The 17,261-nt window shown below is 37.2% G+C and carries 24 protein-coding genes, 1 tRNA gene and 1 pseudogene; 6 read left to right on the top strand and 20 right to left on the bottom strand.

Features of this window, described 5'->3' with window-relative positions:
• Window positions 1-2 precede the first annotated feature (2 nt).
• Window positions 3-434, bottom strand: a complete 432-nt coding sequence (locus WIW72_RS12315; protein WP_337699465.1) for an Lsm family RNA-binding protein — start codon at window positions 432-434, stop codon at window positions 3-5.
• Between the two features lie 57 nt (window positions 435-491).
• Here WIW72_RS12315 and WIW72_RS12310 point away from each other — a divergent pair, with 57 nt between their 5' ends.
• Window positions 492-878 carry a DNA-directed RNA polymerase subunit G gene (locus WIW72_RS12310; RefSeq protein WP_337699467.1) on the top strand — a complete coding sequence of 129 codons (387 nt, stop codon included), beginning with the start codon at window positions 492-494 and terminating at the stop codon, window positions 876-878.
• Between the two features lie 27 nt (window positions 879-905).
• On the opposite strand, the gene psmB is transcribed toward WIW72_RS12310, so the two are convergent.
• From psmB to WIW72_RS12295, 3 genes are read right to left on the bottom strand one after another with little or no spacing between them, the layout of a single operon-like run.
• Window positions 906-1,499: an archaeal proteasome endopeptidase complex subunit beta gene (psmB, locus tag WIW72_RS12305; RefSeq protein ID WP_337721490.1), complete on the bottom strand. Its 594-nt coding sequence runs from the start codon at window positions 1,497-1,499 to the stop codon at window positions 906-908.
• 37 nt (window positions 1,500-1,536) lie between these two features.
• Window positions 1,537-2,838, bottom strand: a complete 1,302-nt coding sequence (gene hisS, locus WIW72_RS12300; RefSeq protein WP_337721489.1) for a histidine--tRNA ligase — start codon at window positions 2,836-2,838, stop codon at window positions 1,537-1,539.
• On the bottom strand, window positions 2,825-3,127 hold the full coding sequence (locus WIW72_RS12295) for a ribonuclease BN (protein ID WP_337699473.1): 303 nt from the start codon (window positions 3,125-3,127) through the stop codon (window positions 2,825-2,827). Before WIW72_RS12295 ends, hisS begins: the two co-directional genes overlap by 14 nt.
• A 64-nt stretch (window positions 3,128-3,191) precedes the next feature.
• Between WIW72_RS12295 and WIW72_RS12290 the strand changes: the two genes are divergently transcribed.
• Together WIW72_RS12290 and thsB are read left to right on the top strand one after the other, a co-directional pair.
• On the top strand, window positions 3,192-3,812 hold the full coding sequence (locus WIW72_RS12290; RefSeq protein ID WP_337699474.1) for a TFIIB-type zinc ribbon-containing protein: 621 nt from the start codon (window positions 3,192-3,194) through the stop codon (window positions 3,810-3,812).
• Between the two features lie 68 nt (window positions 3,813-3,880).
• Window positions 3,881-5,542: a thermosome subunit beta gene (gene thsB / locus WIW72_RS12285; protein WP_337699476.1), complete on the top strand. Its 1,662-nt coding sequence runs from the start codon at window positions 3,881-3,883 to the stop codon at window positions 5,540-5,542.
• Here the strand turns inward: thsB and WIW72_RS12280 are convergent.
• The 6 genes from WIW72_RS12280 to WIW72_RS12255 are packed head-to-tail and all read right to left on the bottom strand — an operon-like array spanning window position 5,539 to window position 11,136.
• Window positions 5,539-7,137 carry an ATP-binding protein gene (locus WIW72_RS12280; RefSeq protein WP_337721487.1) on the bottom strand — a complete coding sequence of 533 codons (1,599 nt, stop codon included), beginning with the start codon at window positions 7,135-7,137 and terminating at the stop codon, window positions 5,539-5,541. The genes thsB and WIW72_RS12280 overlap by 4 nt on opposite strands.
• A gap of 48 nt (window positions 7,138-7,185) precedes the next feature.
• Window positions 7,186-7,527, bottom strand: coding sequence for a hypothetical protein (locus tag WIW72_RS12275; RefSeq protein ID WP_337699480.1), 342 nt, complete (start codon window positions 7,525-7,527; stop codon window positions 7,186-7,188).
• Between the two features lie 53 nt (window positions 7,528-7,580).
• Window positions 7,581-7,844 carry a MoaD/ThiS family protein gene (locus WIW72_RS12270; RefSeq protein WP_337699483.1) on the bottom strand — a complete coding sequence of 88 codons (264 nt, stop codon included), beginning with the start codon at window positions 7,842-7,844 and terminating at the stop codon, window positions 7,581-7,583.
• Window positions 7,845-7,847: 3 nt separating this feature from the next.
• Complete coding sequence (locus WIW72_RS12265; RefSeq protein WP_337700029.1) at window positions 7,848-8,078, bottom strand: 30S ribosomal protein S17e; 231 nt, start codon at window positions 8,076-8,078, stop codon at window positions 7,848-7,850.
• A gap of 44 nt (window positions 8,079-8,122) precedes the next feature.
• Window positions 8,123-9,283, bottom strand: coding sequence for a fructose-1,6-bisphosphate aldolase/phosphatase (gene fbp, locus WIW72_RS12260; RefSeq protein WP_337699484.1), 1,161 nt, complete (start codon window positions 9,281-9,283; stop codon window positions 8,123-8,125).
• A gap of 32 nt (window positions 9,284-9,315) precedes the next feature.
• Complete coding sequence (locus tag WIW72_RS12255; RefSeq protein ID WP_337700031.1) at window positions 9,316-11,136, bottom strand: ribosome biogenesis/translation initiation ATPase RLI; 1,821 nt, start codon at window positions 11,134-11,136, stop codon at window positions 9,316-9,318.
• Window positions 11,137-11,358: 222 nt separating this feature from the next.
• On the opposite strand from WIW72_RS12255, the gene WIW72_RS12250 reads away from it, so the two are divergent.
• Window positions 11,359-11,444 (top strand) — tRNA-Arg (locus WIW72_RS12250).
• 28 nt (window positions 11,445-11,472) lie between these two features.
• Here WIW72_RS12250 and WIW72_RS12245 read toward each other — a convergent pair.
• From WIW72_RS12245 to WIW72_RS12210, 8 genes and pseudogenes are all read right to left on the bottom strand, one after another.
• Window positions 11,473-11,634 (bottom strand): annotated as a pseudogene (locus WIW72_RS12245) (putative integrase); the annotation flags it as partial.
• A gap of 122 nt (window positions 11,635-11,756) precedes the next feature.
• On the bottom strand, window positions 11,757-11,963 hold the full coding sequence (locus WIW72_RS12240; protein WP_337699486.1) for a hypothetical protein: 207 nt from the start codon (window positions 11,961-11,963) through the stop codon (window positions 11,757-11,759).
• Complete coding sequence (locus WIW72_RS12235; RefSeq protein ID WP_337721486.1) at window positions 11,947-13,875, bottom strand: helix-turn-helix domain-containing protein; 1,929 nt, start codon at window positions 13,873-13,875, stop codon at window positions 11,947-11,949. Before WIW72_RS12235 ends, WIW72_RS12240 begins: the two co-directional genes overlap by 17 nt.
• Entirely contained in the window at window positions 13,856-14,233 is a 378-nt protein-coding gene (locus WIW72_RS12230) for a hypothetical protein (protein ID WP_337699490.1), read from the bottom strand. Before WIW72_RS12230 ends, WIW72_RS12235 begins: the two co-directional genes overlap by 20 nt.
• A 53-nt stretch (window positions 14,234-14,286) precedes the next feature.
• Entirely contained in the window at window positions 14,287-14,448 is a 162-nt protein-coding gene (locus WIW72_RS12225; protein WP_337699492.1) for a CopG family transcriptional regulator, read from the bottom strand.
• Window positions 14,449-14,576: 128 nt separating this feature from the next.
• On the bottom strand, window positions 14,577-14,813 hold the full coding sequence (locus WIW72_RS12220; RefSeq protein WP_337699494.1) for a cysteinyl-tRNA synthetase: 237 nt from the start codon (window positions 14,811-14,813) through the stop codon (window positions 14,577-14,579).
• On the bottom strand, window positions 14,814-15,017 hold the full coding sequence (locus WIW72_RS12215) for a hypothetical protein (protein ID WP_337699496.1): 204 nt from the start codon (window positions 15,015-15,017) through the stop codon (window positions 14,814-14,816).
• Window positions 15,014-15,337: a hypothetical protein gene (locus tag WIW72_RS12210; RefSeq protein ID WP_337700033.1), complete on the bottom strand. Its 324-nt coding sequence runs from the start codon at window positions 15,335-15,337 to the stop codon at window positions 15,014-15,016. The genes WIW72_RS12215 and WIW72_RS12210 overlap by 4 nt, the downstream gene beginning before the upstream one ends.
• 70 nt (window positions 15,338-15,407) lie before the next feature.
• On the opposite strand from WIW72_RS12210, the gene WIW72_RS12205 reads away from it, so the two are divergent.
• Window positions 15,408-15,557 carry a ribbon-helix-helix domain-containing protein gene (locus WIW72_RS12205; RefSeq protein WP_012717009.1) on the top strand — a complete coding sequence of 50 codons (150 nt, stop codon included), beginning with the start codon at window positions 15,408-15,410 and terminating at the stop codon, window positions 15,555-15,557.
• Between the two features lie 43 nt (window positions 15,558-15,600).
• Here WIW72_RS12205 and WIW72_RS12200 read toward each other — a convergent pair whose 3' ends face one another.
• Complete coding sequence (locus WIW72_RS12200) at window positions 15,601-15,999, bottom strand: hypothetical protein (RefSeq protein ID WP_337699498.1); 399 nt, start codon at window positions 15,997-15,999, stop codon at window positions 15,601-15,603.
• Window positions 16,000-16,036: 37 nt separating this feature from the next.
• Between WIW72_RS12200 and WIW72_RS12195 the strand changes: the two genes are divergently transcribed.
• Window positions 16,037-16,369: a C2H2-type zinc finger protein gene (locus tag WIW72_RS12195; RefSeq protein ID WP_337699500.1), complete on the top strand. Its 333-nt coding sequence runs from the start codon at window positions 16,037-16,039 to the stop codon at window positions 16,367-16,369.
• A 139-nt stretch (window positions 16,370-16,508) separates the two neighbouring features.
• Here WIW72_RS12195 and WIW72_RS12190 read toward each other — a convergent pair whose 3' ends face one another.
• Window positions 16,509-17,255 (bottom strand): integrase, encoded by a 747-nt coding sequence (locus WIW72_RS12190; protein WP_337700035.1) that lies wholly within the window; start codon window positions 17,253-17,255, stop codon window positions 16,509-16,511.
• Between the last annotated feature and the right edge of the window lie 6 nt (window positions 17,256-17,261).

The following is a 17,261-nucleotide window of genomic DNA, read 5'->3' as shown; positions in this document are numbered from 1 at the left end:
CTTTATGCTCCTTTCTTTTTCTTTTCAACATAACTATTGTAAATGTCGTACACTTTTTGGGCTAGGGGTCCACTTCCTTCTACTCCGTTCTCAGATACTTTTATTTTATCTAGAATAGTCACTATACCAGCTTCTTCATAGACCTTAATATCTGCTGATCTGATGTTCAATTCTTTTGCTACTAGTTCAGCAAATTCCCTAGGATCAAAAATCGGTGCATTTTTGACTAAGATCTCAGTAATCAATGAACCGTTTATTATTACTTTATAATAAGTGTTATTTTCATTATCTTTAGCGTTTGTTAATGATATCATAAACGGAGACAGTTCGAAAGAGCTTAAAACTCCAGAATATGTCTTATTATTAGATAGTTTTACAATTATAGTTTTATCGATTAAAGTATTTAGATCTCCACTTACTCTTCTACTGCTCATATCCATACGTATCTCAAAATGGTTAATAATATTTAATCCAGCATTTCAATTAGAAATATGCAGTCTATACAGCCAGGTAAGCTGTACCTCTCTTGTACGACTAGCAGGATTGAACCTGGTAGCCTAAAGAACTTGTTAATTCTAAAACTTGAATGTGAGAAAAATATAGTAATTGAGACTGATATAGTAGAGGAAATAAATTTATTCAAGGAGGGAGAAAAAGTTACAGTAGAAATATCGACTGAGAAACCCTCATACACTGAAAAAGACTTTTGTGCTCACGGTTATCTCTTCTATGAGAAGCTACAAGATGACGGTACAATTTTAGATCAAATCTCGCTGTACGGATTAATAGTTAAAATTTCTTCCAAAAACTTGGGCTTAATAAAGGAAAACTTGTTTAAAATGATGGATCATGTATATTATTGCATAAAGAGAAGCTAAATATTTTTAAATAATTAAGATAGATATTTACTCCACTATCTTTATAAATTCTTCATTAACTTCTCCTTTTTTAATTATAAGTAAATCTATACCGTCTCCAGATGTTACATCTCTCTCTATAGAAGCTTTCATAGCTTTTATTACTAATTCCTTAGCCTCGTCTATTGATAGGTTCGGTTTATACTCACTTTCTAAAACACCAATCGCTACTCTTGCCCCAGATCCTACCGCAGCGTAATCATCCTCTATTAATGACCCTATAGGATCTAGTATATACATTTTCGGTCCGTCTTCGTCAAACCCTCCAAATAATAGTTCTGAAATGTATGGCATCCATTTATTCTGGTATAAGATCACTGATAATAATTGAGCTGCAGCTTTAGTGCTGATTTTTCTATTATTATAGATTTCATAATATCGTATTTCAACGTCCATAATCCTTGTTAACGTTTGTACATCTCCTATTATTCCTGCACCAGCTATTCCAAAACGACCTATTTTAAACACTTTCTTGGCAGACCTACTTAATACAAAGCTTCCATAACTCAGCCTTCTTTCTCCTGCAAGAAGTATGCTATCACTTAATCTCACACCTAAAGCAGTCGCAGGTAATTCCTCCATAACAAAATAACCCTATTCAACAAAACCCTTTTATCACTTAAATTATTTGCTTAACATAATCCTCTATGTTACTCTCTGGTATCGTTACCTGAGTTTTGTTTTCTAGGTTTTTAATAGTGACTTTTCTTTCCTCAAATTCTTTTCTACCTATTATTACCAAGAAAGAATATCCTTCTTCCAGGTATGAAGGAATTAATTTAGATAACGACTGTTCTTTTAGGTTTAACGTTGTTGCAAGACCCAAACGCCTCAGTTTTTCAAGAGTTTTAAATCCGTAAGATATAATGCCTTCGTCATAATTATTGCTGCTTCTATCCTCAGAAAGTATAATCAATACGCCTTTTTTAGGTAACTTTTGTGATATTACAGAATTTAACACGAGAGATGTCCTTTCTATCCCCACAGCAAAACCTATTGCTGGCGTATCATTTCCTCCGTATAGTTCTATTAATCCATCATATCGTCCTCCTCCAGCAATACTAAATGGAACGTTAGGTTGTGTAACTTCAAAAATAACTCCAGTATAATATGCTAAACCTCTTACAAACCCTAAATCAACTTTTGTCTTTACTTTTAATTCACTTATTACTTTATTAATAACTCTTATTCTTTCTATCTCCTCTTTAAGCCCTAAATATTCATATTTAGAAACCTCTTTTATTACTTCTTCATAAGAATTCTCGTCCATTTTATTTTGCTCTAATAAATACTGTATTAAACTTGTAAATTCGGATTCACGTAATTCCTTTACAGCCTCGTCTTTTCTACCCTTGTCTATTAAGTGAAGAATATGCTCTTGTTTACTTTCGTCAATATTCATTTTATTAAAAATCTTTCTGTAAATTGCAATATTGTTAATTTTAATTTCTATTTCATTAATCAAACCTAAAGAAAAATAGACTTGAATCAATAAGTTAAGAACTTCAATATCGGATAATGTGTTATTAGATCCTATAAGTTCGATCCCTGCTTGCCTGAACTCTCTATACCTACCATATTGAGGTTCATCATACCTATATACTGTGCCAATATAGAACAGCCTGAGGGGTTTTGGAAGATGTTGCATTCCGTTTAGATAAGCTCTAACTACGCTAGGAGTAAACTCAGGCCTTAGTGCTACTTCTCTACCTGCTTTATCCTTGAACACGTACATCGTATTTCTTAACTCTTCACCACCTTTTAGTGAGAACAGTTCAAACTCTTCTACTACTGGAGTATAAATTTCTGAGTAACCAGCTTTAGTCACAACTTCTCTGAAAGTATTTTCGATGAACTTAATCTTCTCTAGTTCTTTCCCGTAATAATCTTTCATTCCTCTTATAGGTTCATATGATATCAACGCTTCCCCCCTTCTTATTCAATTTTATTTCTGATAAAAAATAGTAACTTACATCCCCGTATTTATCAACTATAGCTATTACACTTTCCTTATCTACTTTCGAGGAGAATGCTACAAAATCTTCTATCTCTTTTACGCTAACTTTGTTATTCTCGTTTAAGGTCTTAATTATATATTTCCTACTCCCAGATTCTAAATAGATATATTTTCCAGAAATTTTTCCCTTCTTACCCCTTTGTTTTAAATCATTAATAACTATAAATTTATCAATATCATTATTTTCTGTCATCTGAGTCAGTATTCTTAGTTTTAGAACCAACTAAAAAGTATAATGTAGAGACATGTAATATCCTATGGAATGTCCATACTGTAAAAGTAAAAACTTGGTATGGGATTATAAGAACGGCGTAATTGTGTGTAGTAGTTGCGGACTTGTGGTGGATCAAATTTTTGATCAAAGTGTATATAATGATTATAATGATGAAATAGAAAATATATCTAACAGTAAATACATTACACCACAAGAAATTTTCTTAAATAAATCATTGAATTTTGTAAGTAAAACAAACAAGATATTAGATATAAATATAAAGGTAAATAGAGTGAAAAAATCTAGAAAAAAATTCGAAGAAAAATTAATATTTTATAATGGAAGTATAATAAGAGAATCCTCGCTTATACCTTTGAAATATATAGAAAATAATGAGAAATTATTTATAGTATATGATTTCATTGATCGGATACCTAAGTTTAGGGATAAGCACATAAAATACAAGGTAGCCCTAGCTCTTTATTTCTATGATACAGAATTATTTAGTAAGATAGAACCTATGCTTGGTATTAGTAAGAAATACTTTAGAAAAATTTTATCTACCGTTAAATCTAAAGAACGTGTTACAATAAGGAGTAAAATTGAAGAACTGTTTTCTAAGACAGAACAAAGCATGATATCTGAGAGGTTAACCAATCAATAAGGAAATAGCTTTGAGAAAAATTTTTATATAACCTCTTCTAATGGAAAAACGAACAGGTGATAAAGGATATGGCATCCACAGCTACAGTAGCAACCACTCCTGAAGGTATCCCAGTTATAATATTAAAGGAAGGATCAAGTAGAACTTATGGTAAAGAGGCACTAAGAATAAACATTGCTGCTGTAAAAGCAGTAGAGGAAGCCTTGAAGACTACTTATGGACCTAGAGGAATGGATAAAATGCTAGTAGACAGTCTAGGCGATATAACAATTACTAATGACGGTGCTACCATACTAGACAAAATGGATCTACAACATCCAGCCGCTAAGCTCCTAGTGCAGATAGCAAAGGGACAAGACGAGGAAACTGCAGACGGTACTAAAACAGCTGTAATATTATCAGGAGAGTTAGTTAAAAAAGCTGAAGAATTATTATATAAGGAAATTCATCCAACGATAATTGTCAGCGGATTTAAAAAAGCTGAAGAACAAGCTTTGAAGACCATACAAGAAATTGCTACCAATGTCTCAGTAAATGACACAGACGTCCTAAGAAAGGTAGCAATGACGTCTTTATATAGTAAGGCTGTAGCTGGCGCAAGAGAGTATCTAGCAGACATAGTAGTAAAGGCTGTAACACAAGTAGCCGAGTTAAGAGGAAATAAGTGGTACGTTGATCTAGATAACATACAAATAGTAAAGAAACACGGCGGAAGTATAAATGATACACAAATAGTGTACGGTATTGTAGTTGATAAAGAAGTAGTACACCCTGGAATGCCAAAGAGAGTTGAAAACGCTAAAATAGCTTTGCTAGACGCCTCACTAGAGGTCGAAAAGCCTGAGCTTGACGCTGAAATTAGAATTAATGATCCAACTCAAATGCAGAAGTTCCTTGAAGAAGAAGAAAACATACTCAAAGAGAAAGTAGAGAAAATAGCCCAGACTGGTGCTAACGTTGTTATATGTCAGAAAGGTATCGATGAAGTAGCTCAGCACTATTTAGCTAAGAAAGGGATTCTGGCAGTAAGGAGAGCCAAGAAGAGTGACCTCGAAAAACTGGCAAGAGCCACTGGAGGTAGAGTTGTGTCTAACATTGACGAACTAACACCTCAAGACTTAGGATATGCTGCACTTGTTGAAGAGAGGAAAGTAGGAGAGGATAAAATGGTATTCGTTGAAGGAGCAAAGAACCCTAAGGCCGTGAGCATATTGATCAGGGGAGGTTTAGAAAGAGTAGTTGATGAGACTGAAAGAGCTCTAAGAGACGCTCTAGGTACTGTAGCTGATGTAATAAGAGATGGTAGAGCTGTAGCCGGTGGAGGAGCAGTAGAGATAGAGATAGCAAAGAGATTAAGGAAGTACGCTCCTCAAGTTGGCGGAAAAGAGCAACTAGCCATCGAAGCTTATGCTAACGCATTAGAGAGCTTAGTTATGATACTCATAGAGAATGGTGGATATGATCCAATAGATCTAATAGTAAAGTTAAGAAGTGCTCACGAGAATGAAACAAGTAAGTGGGTTGGAATTAACGCTTACACTGGACAGATAGAAGACATGTGGAGACTAGGAGTAATTGAACCGGCACTAGTTAAGATTAATGCTATAAAAGCTGCTACAGAAGCTGCTACATTAATCTTAAGAATAGACGACTTAATAGCTGCTGGTAAGAAGAGTGAAAGTAAAGGAGGAGAAAAAGGAGGAGAAAGTAAGTCCTCCGAAGAAGACTAACCGATTTTTTTAATTTTAATTAATATATTTTTCCTTATATTAGGAGCTATGAAAACAGCTTCTCCTATATCTAATTTGTCTAATGTGTTAATTTGTTCTTTATCTAAGCCTATTGAATCTGATACTATCTTCTTATCTAAGTTGGATTTAATAGAATGAATAATCTTTATACTAGTATTTTTCATAACCTCTGGATCTACACTAGAAGGAGATTGTGATACTATACATAAGCCTATATTGAATTTTCGAATTTCTTGTAATGCCCTTTTCAATATCTCATTATTACCATTAAAATAATTTTGAGCCTCCTCAACAATTATAACAGCTTTTTTGTCTGGATTCCTAAATCTCTGGTAATATTCGAATAAAAATTTCATTAAATATAACGCATATAATCTCCTCAACTTTATGTTATATATGGTACTTAGATCTATAATATTCCCTCCCTTTAATCTCTCTCCTAAATCGATAAATGAGTCACCTCCATCTATTGAAAATAACTTCCTACCTTGTGGAGTAGTTAAAACGTATAATTTTCTGCCTAAGGCAAATTTTATATCTCTAATCATGTAAGATTCAGCGTTTATTGATTCTAGAATTAACTTTAAAGAAGTAGAGTCAAGCCTTCTAACTCGCTTTAGCTGCTCTAATACCAAATACATTAGAAATGTCTGCGGTTCGGTTAACTCTAGTGCTTCTTTTGTTATCTCTATTATATCTTCAGTGTCTTGCTCTTCATAAGCTATAGGATTAAGCGGAATAATATTATCTTTACCATAGTAGTTAAAATCAGATAAGTAATTCTTATACTCACCATGCCAGTCTAATACTACTACATTAAATCCCTTATCAAATAACTCCTTAGCTATCACTGAAGCAGTGTTTGTTTTGCCACTTCCAGTAGCACCAAATATTGCAATATGTTTAAACACATCTGATGACAAAAACCCTACAGGAATCTGATAATTATCTATCGTTTTTCCTATCTCGATATCATACTTATAATCCAAGAAATCGGATTCTTCAACGCTAAATCTTTTATAAAAAATATAACCTGAAAAGACTACACCACCCATCACCTTAGGAAAGGGCAAAAAAACACTATTGTTAATGGAGACAGGTTCTAAGGAGATATGAGGAGCAATGCTTTCTACTACATTTTTTAAACTTAAAACTTGTGTAATGAAGTCTGTTTCATCGTAATCGTTTTGAACCTCTCTATAAAAAATGAATCCACTTCCAGGGAAAGGGTCTAGAGTAGTTAAAATAGCTACATTAACCTTACGTTCTTTATGTCTTTTAATAACCTCTATAGCTTGGGAAATCTCTTTCGAGTAGTCGATCTGCTGATTACTTGTCTCCTTACCGATTATTTTAAATGGGACGTAAACGAATTCTTTGGAGTTGTACTTAATCCTCTGTATGGAGCCTTTAACTTCAGCTCTAACTATTACATCTTTAACTTTATGATATAAGTTCACTTTAGTTGTAATTAGCAATAAAATACCTACAATTCCAGATATTAGTAGTAAATAAATTATTGAAATATTAATTACGTGAAGTGAATTAACCAGAATTAGAATACCCATAGCCATAAGAACTAGAGAGAAAACTCTACTATCCATAATGTAGAATGCTAAAATTTAAGAGAGCCACTCCATTGAATGTATTGCATTTATCGACAATTTTATTCTGTCCTCTCTTGAACGTATCTTAAACTCTTTGTTCTCCCTATCCTTACAACATATAATTTGATACACAACCTCTACTTTTTCATTTTCAGATTTTACTTTACTTATAGCCTCATTAATATTTCTATCATGAGTTAAAAGAAGGAGAAAGAGTAGTGGTAGTGACTTAAATTTTTTCTTTATCTCATCTTTGGATAGCAAGTACATAAATACCTCACAAGCTTGTTCTAACTCTATATCGCTAGGTAGATAAGGCAATATTTGGGAGACACAATCGTTTTCATATTTAACCAAAGACTTAACATCGTTAGCAGAACTATTCAATTTAATGACCTTGACTGTTATTTTTAACCACCATGATTAATCGGAATTATTTCTATAATGTCTCCATCTTTTATTTTATTATCTTCTAATAATCTGTAATCTTTACCATTAATTAGTATAATATATCCAGATTTAACATTTTTTAACTTATAATCATACAAAATACCTTTATTATTATCTAGTTTCTTTATAATCTCAATTATAGACTTCTCTTCGCCCTTATATTCTATTTTCTCATTACCTAAAGTGATGGCTAAAGGTCCCCTAAAAATTATGATTAAGTTCATGCTCTACTCTTCACTTTCCTCTTCGGCTACTTCTTTAGTGGCTTGTTCTTTACTTAATTTAGCAAATCTAGTTAAATACCCAGCTATTCTATTCTTTACCTTTTTGGATTGAACATCTATGTACATGTCAACTAATTTCTTATTTGAGTAAAAATCTGCTGTAACTTGATCCTTAAATTTCTCATATAATTCTTGGGCAACTCTCTTTATGTCTTTTGTATAAACATTTCCCACGTTAATTACCTCCATAGTGTTAAAAAGTACCAAGAAAGAAAAAGTTAATCATGCGTTTCTCCAGTCGATTTACCTTTAGTATATATACTTTCTTTCGTCTTATACATGTCTGCTTCTTTCTTAAACCTCGGTTTTAACTTCTCTTGAATTAAAGGTAATGTTGTATACTCCATCTCTGTAGGCTCTAATCTGTGAGGCATGAATGGACCGTGTCTTCTCATATAATCTGCTATAACATTTGCTAATCTTCTTGCCTCATCAAATGCAGGATCATCGAACAGGTCGCTCGGACCTACTAACTTACCGTTCTTTACGTTAAATCCTAGACCTATTAGCCTTGGAGGACCGTCAAATCTAGTAGCTCTAGCGTCTCTTTGCGATACAGGCATTAAAGGACCGTAGTGACTACCTCTCATCCAACCAGGGACTAAATGAGGAAATGAGAACGCTTCAAGTGCTTCACCAAGTGCAGGTAAACCGTGTTGCAACCTAACTATTGTAACTGGGTCGTCCTTCCCAACATATTTTCCTGCTATCAGGTTAAGTCTTTCTATAGCTACTACTGCAGCTAATAAATTATCATCGTTTCTATATATTCTTCTAATTACATATCTAGCTGGTGTGCCGATTAATGCTAATAGATCGTATAACTCTTGAGGGGCAGTTAAAGTTACTGCTTCTCCTTCATATACATCTAGAACCTCAAATTTGAACCCGTCGTGCATTGTAGGATCTATAACTAATCCTGGTGTATTGAAAGGATCAGCAAACATTTTATACAGAGGTAAGTTAAAAGCACCTGGCTCAGTCTTATCAGCCATAAATATAGCTATCGGTTCCGAAATTCTTTCTTCAATGTCCATTTCTGCAACGCCTGGCCCTAAACCTCTAATATTACCAGAGAATGAATCTGATAGAAGATCTTGACCTGCTGCGTATAAGCCTAAATCCCTTGCCACTTCCGCTGCTTTTTTAAAGGCATTCCAAGCTGTTTCGTGGACTTTCGGGTCTAATTCTCCTCTAGTGTGAGTCATTATTAATTGTAAATCGTCACCTACATGTGTAATATAATAATCTATTAAAATCCCCTGAGCTTTTGCTTCCGCTAATACTTTACTTGCAGCTGCCATAGTGTCTGGATGCACTACGTGATGTCCAGCTAAGCTTCCAATATCTGCTTTTATAACACTTATAGTAGTTCTCATCATGCCTTAATACTTAAACAATATAAAAAACTTTACGTATTACTTTCCTCTCTAACTAATTTCATTGAGTAATATTCATTGTTTTCCTTCTGAATTCTATCTAGATAACTCCCAGGCTTATTTACTCTAGGCCTACCGCTATCCATATCTCTTCTAAATGTTATTCCTAGTTCTTTAAGGAACTCATTCATACCGGAACTAAGGCTTTGGGGCTTTTTAGCATGCCCTCTCAAACCCGGAATCCCTGAGAATACCATTACTCTATCTGCGATATAGTCATGAAGAGCTAGATCGTGATCTACCATAAAAGTTACGCTTTTTCTCTCCCTAGTGACTCTCTTTATTGCCTTAGCTACTACGTATCGTTCCTCTACATCTAAATACGACGAAGGTTCATCTATTACATATACATCAGCTTCTCTAGCTAAAGCTGTTGTTACATATAATTTTTGTAACTCTCCACCACTAAGGTCTGAGACTTTAGATTCTAACATTCTATGTAAGTTAAGCCTTTTGACTACCTCCTCAAAGAACCAATTAGATGAAGATAGAACATCCTTCCTAACATTTTCTAAGAACTCTTGAACAGTACCGTCAAAATTCGGAGCTATTCTTTGCGGCTTATATGATAATGATAAGCCCTCAGTTAGAACTTGCCCTTCGTCGGGATTTATCTCTGAAACTAAAATTCTCATAAAAGTTGTCTTTCCTATCCCATTTGGCCCCACTATGCCTATTACCTCACCTTCTCTAGCATAACCTTCTTCGACTTCAAGGCTAAATCCCTCTAACTTCTTAAACATATTAGTCCAAATTACCTTAGGTTGAGCGTTAACGTTTAAGTCTAAATCTGTTAACTCTTTCAAGTTAAACTTTATTTCATCTGGTCTTATTTGCATGTTTTCAGCAGGCAAATAACCTTTAAGGAAATTATTTATTCCTACTCTGCTGGTATAGGTCTTTGACACTCTACCGTAAACTGAACTTTTACCATATACTATGTTTATTAGATCTGTTAGATAATCCAGTACTATAAGGTCATGATCAACTACGACTACGTACTTTCCCTTTGTTAGTTCCCTAATGGAATTAGCCATGTTTATTCTTTCTCTTATGTCCAGATATGAGGAAGGTTCGTCAAAGAGATAAACATCAGCTTCTCTTACTAATGCGGCAGCTATTAAGAGCTTTTGTAGCTCTCCACCACTTAAATATTTCACGTCTTTTTCCCAGAAAGGGGTGAGGTTTAGTAATCTCTTTACTTCATCTAATTTACCCCTTTCATCGATCTTAGATAGTAGAGAGCTAACAGTTCCCTTTAAGAATTTACTGGCGTATTCAACGTACTGAATCTTATGTATTACTCTCAGTTTCTCGTTATATAAAGAGTAAAAGTAGTCGTAAAGTTCTTTCCCCTTAAATCTCTCCAACACTTGCTCTTTAGTCAAATTAGCTTGTGGATCACCAAAGTTTGGTATTAGATCCCCACTCAAGATACGTAAAATCGTAGACTTCCCCGTACTATTCTTGCCCAAAAGACCTATTATGTAACCCCTCTTAGGAGTGATAAGCCCGAATAACTTAAAACCATTAACCTTGTATCTATGGATCTCTTCTTTACCAAACTCGTTAGGTAAGTTTACTATGTCAATAGCTCCAAACGGACATTTCTTAATGCAAATACCACAACCTATACAAGTTTCTTCATATATTACTGGCTTTCCTTTCACGATATCTGATAATTCAATTGCCTTACTGCCAGATTTGTTAATAGGACAGAAGGTAATACATTCGGTATTGCACTTATCAGGCTTACAATAATCGTAGTTTAATACCGCAACTCGCACTACAATCCCCACTTAAAATAGGATAATAAAAAATTATGAAATTACCACTCTTCCTCTTCCCAATCTTCCTCCTCTTCCCAATCCTCCTCTTCGTCAAACTCGTCAAAATCTTCTTCCCAATCCTCTTCAAATACCAATCTATTCACCAAAACATCACACTTACAATATCCTTAAAAAAATTTCCTATTTACTTCAGCTTATTAACTTTCTCTTAGAAAATTAATTATTGGGCCCGTAGCTCAGCCAGGATAGAGCACCGGCCTCCGGAACTTGAAGAAAGCCGGTGGTCCCGGGTTCAAATCCCGGCGGGCCCGCTGTTAGGGGGACACCCCCTAAGACCCCCAATTTCAATTTTAGATATGATTCGACTACGTCAATTAAAGGACCGACGTAAGTTTCCTTTACCTCACCGTTCACCGTTTCCAACTTATAGACATAATACCGACCTTTTCTTTCGCGTAAAATATAGTCGCCGAATTTATAACGACGTTGTTTTTCCGTCATTTTCACGCCCCGTATTATAGTTGCCAATTCGCGTTTTTAAGCATTGGCAACTCGTCAATTTTTGCCGTGATTTGCGTAGAGTTGAAAGAAGACGGCAAAGATTCCTCATTTATGCGAAAAATTCAAAGTGACTTGAGCGTCCTTTCGCTGATCAAATACTCACGTCCGCGATAACGTATCAGGTAGTAGATACCCGGCGGGAATTTCTTATTATTATATATGAAATATTGCCCGTCGCCCTTTTTGACGTTGACGCCGTTCGCCTTCAGTTCGCCGTACGTCGTAAGCCAAACCCAACCGATTATTTCGTAATCATTTCGCCCTAACATATTCAACACCGTCGATAATGTTGAAAGTGACCAGGTCTTTCGCCTTCAGCATTTCGATTATGTCGTCACCGAATATTTCCGTTAGCTCAGCGGCCGATATTGAGCCATATTCCTTCAAGAATTTATACGCCTCAGCAACTCGGTTAGTTTCGCCGTCGCCTCTCGACACTGTTCTTCCGTCATTCCCCGGCACGGCATTTTCTCTATCGACTCCGGAGTCATCGCCAGGGCGAAATTTGCTATCGACCATACCGACAATTTCGCCCTTCTCGTCTCTCACCTCAACGACGTCCTTATCGATATTGTTTACTAACGCTTTTATCCGTCTTCCGAGAGCCGTTAGACTCCAGGTGAACGTTTTGCCGTCATCTTTCACTCCTTCGACTACGCCCTTACGTTCTAAGTTCTTCAGTACGTTTATCGCGTACTGTTTCGATACTTTCAACGCGTCGGCAATCTCAGACGACTTAAGACCGTTCGTGTCCGGTAACGCCTTTATGAACTCTACGTCTCTTTCCGTCAGCCCGAGACCGTTATATAAAACGTCCAATTGGAAGTACTGCATTACGAAGTCGAAATCGCTATCGTCAGCCTTCGTTTTACCGCGGGCTATTGCGGTTACTATAACGAGATTCCTCAATACCTCCACTGTTCTATTGACCGGCTCACTTGCCACGCCCGTTATCGGTTGTAAGAATTTCTTAGCACGGTCGACTAAGTTACCGTTGTCCGCGAATTTAGGTCTCGATAGTAGATACGCCATAAAAACAAGACGGTCGACCTCACTTAATTCGCTCTTCTTTCTCGTCCATATCGCCTCAATTACTTTGTCGGCGTCAAGAGATTCCGGGCTTACGTAGACTTTTAGGAAACGGTTGAAAATCTGTTCACGGTCGACGTTAATATCGTCGGCGACAGACGTCGTTATTACCGCCGACTGACCCGGGATACAACGTAAATGCGATTCATAACGCTCATTACCGTTCTCGTCGGCGACCTTTTCCGTGACGAGTGTACAAACCTTCTCTTCGGTCATCATTTCGCGTATATAATTAATGTTCTGTCTGTCGATTTGCTCTACAAAGAGTACTTTTCCGTCAAACGAATCAACATTAAGATAACCGAGAGCGTTCTGAGTCAGTCTCGTCCCCGCGATATACATACCCGTATTGTCGATATAACGCGTTACGCTCTTTACTGTCGAAGATTTGCCCGCCCCGGACTTTCCGACCAACATTATGTGTATTCGAGACATACCCATTACTCTTTCCATTTGAGACGAAACGATAGACAGAAACGTCAACAACTTGAGCCTTTCGTAACCGACTATCTCCTTAGTACGTGACATTATCCACGCTATGGGGTCTTTCTCGATTTCTGCTAAACGGTCGGGGTACTTTTTGCGTACGTAGTCGATAAGCGGTACCTCTTCTATTTCGCCGTACTCTCTTCTTAGTTCTGCTAGTTTCGCACTTATCGCCTTCTTTGACACTTTATAGTCAGTCGCAAACGCGACCTCAGCTATCGCCTCACTGCAGTCGTCGACGCACTCTTTAACGACACTACGATACCATATCACGAACTTCAGCTTAGCTCTCCGTACGACCTTATCGCCCTCTATTTTCTCTTCTTCGCCGATACGATAGACGTCTATCTTGACTTTGTAACGCCCGTCCTCACTTTCCACTATTTCTCTCGTTATAAATTTCTCGTTTGATTGAGATTTATTGGAATCGTCAACTGAAACCCGGGGGGATTCCGGTATTTCCGGTATTTCCGGTAAATTTTTACCGGTTTTACCGGTTTTACCGGAATCCCGGGGGTTTTGAGTTGACGATTTGTATTTTTCGCTGTTACTCTGCAATTTTTTCTTTTTCGGTCTTAGGAAGTCGTCACGCCTTATTATCACCATTCTTCTCATCACCCCCGTTATCGGTTATGACTAACATTTCGTTATCGTTATAGCCCATCACGACGACCTTTTTGCCTTTTAAAGCGTCGGCGTCCTCTTCGTCGATATTCAGCACGACGAAATAGTCGCTTAGTTCTTTCGCCGTATATTTACGCTTATCTTTCGACGAGTAGTAAATCCCGTGGAGTGGTATTATCGGCACGCCGTACGAGTACTTGTTCTCACGCGGTACGCCCGTTACTAGGAATACCGCTTTTTTCGACGAGAGATACACGTACTTTACCTTTTTCCGACCGCCGTTTGAGCGGTCGTCATGCTTTTTATCCGAATTCGATTTAGATTTATTTAAGAGAGCCATTTAACTCACCTCTTTTTTCTGATTTGTGACGAGACGAGAAAAAACGGATTAACTTATGAAGAGACCCCCTCTAGGTCATGGTTCTTCACAAATTCTTTTATCGCCATTTTCACAACATCAGCCTCTGAGATGTCGAAATATTCGGCTATTTTATGTATCAATTCTCTGTCCTCTTCCCTCATTCTCAGGAACAAATGAGGCTTTTTTGAGACCACGTTTTTCACCGTGTTAGAAGTTTGAAAATGACTTTATAAAGAGCCATTTTTAGTTTTACGTGGAGCTTATTCGATATTTTAAATTCAATTCGTCTCATGATTATTTCATCACCCAAGTAAAAACCCATTTATAAACGTTTCATAGCCTTCTCTAACTCCTTCCTATGATTCCTTAGTAGTATATCGATAATGTCGTCGAAGTACTCATTAACTATGTCTTCCAGGTCAGCCCTATCGAATTCGACTTCGTCTACCGTGTACTCGTGGTCGTAGTCGTAGTCGTCACATACTACGCTCTTTTCCCAATCGTCATAATAACACATCTCTTCCAGGTCACGGTAATGTATATAGACCGGGACTATCATTCAGCTCACCTCAACGACCTCTAGTTTTTCGCCGTTTAGTTTTGCCTTAATCGTAAACCTCACTTCGTCATTTTCGTCGAAGACCTTCACCAATATGGTAACGTCGTCGATAACGAAGTAGTCGTACCAACCCCATGCCCTCATATGGTCGTTTAGCATATCCTCTATCGCCTTTTCGATTAAATCCCAACTCGGTCTTGTCATAACTCTCTCACCATTACGTTACCGCTCTTATTCGCGTAAACCCTATCTACGATTTCCTTAATCGCGTAGTCGGTCTGTACAAACGCGTTTTCCAATATCGTTAAGTAGTGAAACGCCTCATCATGGCTTTGTGGCTTTAGCATTTCGAAAGCCTTAGCGAAATACTCTACTTCCTCTAGTCGAAACTCCTCAGACGCCTCAGTGTCGTAGTTCACGGACCAGTCATACCACGATTTCAGGACTTGTATCGCGTACGGAGTTAGATAAAAAATAGACTCGTTTACCTTTACGCATTTATCCCCGAATTGGACTTGTGCCATTTTAGTCACTAAGTGTATATATAGTGTGTCACTATATAAACTTTTATGCCACTCTGTGATACTTTATTATATGGTAGTAGGAAAAGACACAACTAGGGTCGTGGTTTATTTGCCCAAAGACGTGGCTGAAAGGTTAGAAAAAGAGGCTGAAGAGAAAGGACTAAGCCTAAGTGCATACCTCAGAATGCTGATACTTGACTGCACGAAACAAAGACAGTGACCCAAACTCCGTTAGCTATCCTTAAATTACGTTATTTTTTCGTTTAACTAGACTCGGTCTCTTCTTCGTCTTCCTCAGTCTCGTCTATCTCTTCTTCGTCTTCATCAAATCCTTCCTCTTCACTTTCTTGACTTAAGTCTTCGTCGATTTCCATGTCACTGTCAAATCCACGCCCTACGGTGATTAATTCGACATAGCCGTGGTAAGCCCTACAAATCGTTTCATGGCTCTCGTCTTCTTTAAACGCCAAACCTTTACGGCATATAAAACGTAACTCCTCATAGACCTTACGGGCTTTCCACTCGGTCCAGTGAAACTCGAATTGTAAAGCGGTCCTACTTACTTTCCCTTCGCGTCTAAGGAGTTCTATCGCCTTTTGTAAATCGGGATTCTTCTTAATATACTCCATAATTTGTGAGTGTGTGTTTTCGTGAGACTCCATAAGCTATATAATCATTTGGCGAAATATATAGCTTTTGATGAAAACTAAAGAGCATACGAAAATAATCGTAAAGTCAGAGCCAAACGCTCTGGAGTTCTTAAAACGGGCGATAGAGGTTCAATTCACGCCCGAGAGTAACGACTTAACGCTTTACGTTTCACTCAGGGCGGTGTATAAATGGGTCTGTTCTATTTGCCTTACGCCTTTCGAAAGATACAATTCCTTTATAGTACATTTGAGATATGAGGAAAAAGAGACTACGTGTCGGTATTGCGGAAAAACGTTTGCAAAAACCGACCATTTGATGGACCATATAGGCAAAAAGCACGTGTGGTTTCAATACGGTAGGTCTACGTATAAGCCAGATTAGCCCGGGTTATCACAACATGCAGAGTTAGCGTATCGGTTATGCAGTGAGCGTTAGAATTTTTCTCAAACACTGCTTAAAAAAATTCAAATTTTTCCCATGCAGTACTTGGGAAAATTTGAAAAAATAATATCAGGTCCTTTTAAAAATTGTTACTTAGCCATTCCGCATATTTGCGATACTGCTCTTTCGCTATGCCGAAAAGCGAAACGTAATGTTGCGTCAGTATGCGTGTCGGCTTTCTACCCTGAATAAAGTCGATAACGTCGAGAGGTATCCCGAGTTCAGCCATCTTCGTTGCGACGAATTTGCGGAAGTACTTTATCGCTAACGCATCACGACGTCTCTTGAAATCGTCTATAGCGTATCTCGTAATGTCGACTTTGCGTAACGGCGTTATATGGAAGACGTAAAAAACGCTCTTATATCCGCGTTGCCATGCCAACGGATAATAACATATCCCGGAATCACATACGTCTTGACTCGGGTCTTTAAGTACGCGTAAAATCTCGGAAAGCCTACTTCCGCTTTCCAGAGCGATACGATAAACGAAATAAACGTTTTCGCTATAGTCTTTCGCTAAATTGAGCGTCCGCTTAATTTCCTCAATCGTCGGGATATAAATATCGGCATTAGTCCTTTTCACCTTAACGACCTTTAATATCTTCTCGGCGAAATCGTCACTTATTACCCCGCGTGAAGATAAGAATTTCGCAAATAACCTATACGCTTTCTCAGCGTCTCTAGTTTCGCGAAACGGCTTAGATATTGCCGAAACGTATTCTTTTGCGGTTTTTTCGCTTATTTTCCTTTCGTTTATGAGATAGTCATAGAACGCCTTCGTATTGCCCTCAGTCGCGTATTGCCGTAAATTGGCAACTAACGCAATTTTACG

The sequence above is a fragment of the Stygiolobus sp. CP859M genome (assembly GCF_037389975.1).
GTDB lineage: Archaea > Thermoproteota > Thermoprotei_A > Sulfolobales > Sulfolobaceae > Stygiolobus.
Note: the sequence above shows the minus strand (reverse complement) of the source record. Positions and strands in the feature narration are given on the sequence as shown.

Coding starts and splice junctions, on each gene's coding strand:
- WIW72_RS12315 (WP_337699465.1), bottom strand. CDS start 434: ATGAGCAGTAGAAGAGTAAGTGGAGATCTAAATACTTTAATCGATAAA.
- WIW72_RS12310 (WP_337699467.1), top strand. CDS start 492: ATGCAGTCTATACAGCCAGGTAAGCTGTACCTCTCTTGTACGACTAGC.
- psmB (WP_337721490.1), bottom strand. CDS start 1,499: ATGGAGGAATTACCTGCGACTGCTTTAGGTGTGAGATTAAGTGATAGC.
- WIW72_RS12295 (WP_337699473.1), bottom strand. CDS start 3,127: ATGACAGAAAATAATGATATTGATAAATTTATAGTTATTAATGATTTA.
- WIW72_RS12290 (WP_337699474.1), top strand. CDS start 3,192: ATGGAATGTCCATACTGTAAAAGTAAAAACTTGGTATGGGATTATAAG.
- thsB (WP_337699476.1), top strand. CDS start 3,881: ATGGCATCCACAGCTACAGTAGCAACCACTCCTGAAGGTATCCCAGTT.
- WIW72_RS12280 (WP_337721487.1), bottom strand. CDS start 7,137: ATGGCTATGGGTATTCTAATTCTGGTTAATTCACTTCACGTAATTAAT.
- WIW72_RS12270 (WP_337699483.1), bottom strand. CDS start 7,844: ATGAACTTAATCATAATTTTTAGGGGACCTTTAGCCATCACTTTAGGT.
- fbp (WP_337699484.1), bottom strand. CDS start 9,283: ATGAGAACTACTATAAGTGTTATAAAAGCAGATATTGGAAGCTTAGCT.
- WIW72_RS12240 (WP_337699486.1), bottom strand. CDS start 11,963: ATGTTAGGGCGAAATGATTACGAAATAATCGGTTGGGTTTGGCTTACG.
- WIW72_RS12235 (WP_337721486.1), bottom strand. CDS start 13,875: ATGGTGATAATAAGGCGTGACGACTTCCTAAGACCGAAAAAGAAAAAA.
- WIW72_RS12230 (WP_337699490.1), bottom strand. CDS start 14,233: ATGGCTCTCTTAAATAAATCTAAATCGAATTCGGATAAAAAGCATGAC.
- WIW72_RS12220 (WP_337699494.1), bottom strand. CDS start 14,813: ATGATAGTCCCGGTCTATATACATTACCGTGACCTGGAAGAGATGTGT.
- WIW72_RS12215 (WP_337699496.1), bottom strand. CDS start 15,017: ATGACAAGACCGAGTTGGGATTTAATCGAAAAGGCGATAGAGGATATG.
- WIW72_RS12210 (WP_337700033.1), bottom strand. CDS start 15,337: ATGGCACAAGTCCAATTCGGGGATAAATGCGTAAAGGTAAACGAGTCT.
- WIW72_RS12205 (WP_012717009.1), top strand. CDS start 15,408: ATGGTAGTAGGAAAAGACACAACTAGGGTCGTGGTTTATTTGCCCAAA.
- WIW72_RS12200 (WP_337699498.1), bottom strand. CDS start 15,999: ATGGAGTCTCACGAAAACACACACTCACAAATTATGGAGTATATTAAG.
- WIW72_RS12195 (WP_337699500.1), top strand. CDS start 16,037: ATGAAAACTAAAGAGCATACGAAAATAATCGTAAAGTCAGAGCCAAAC.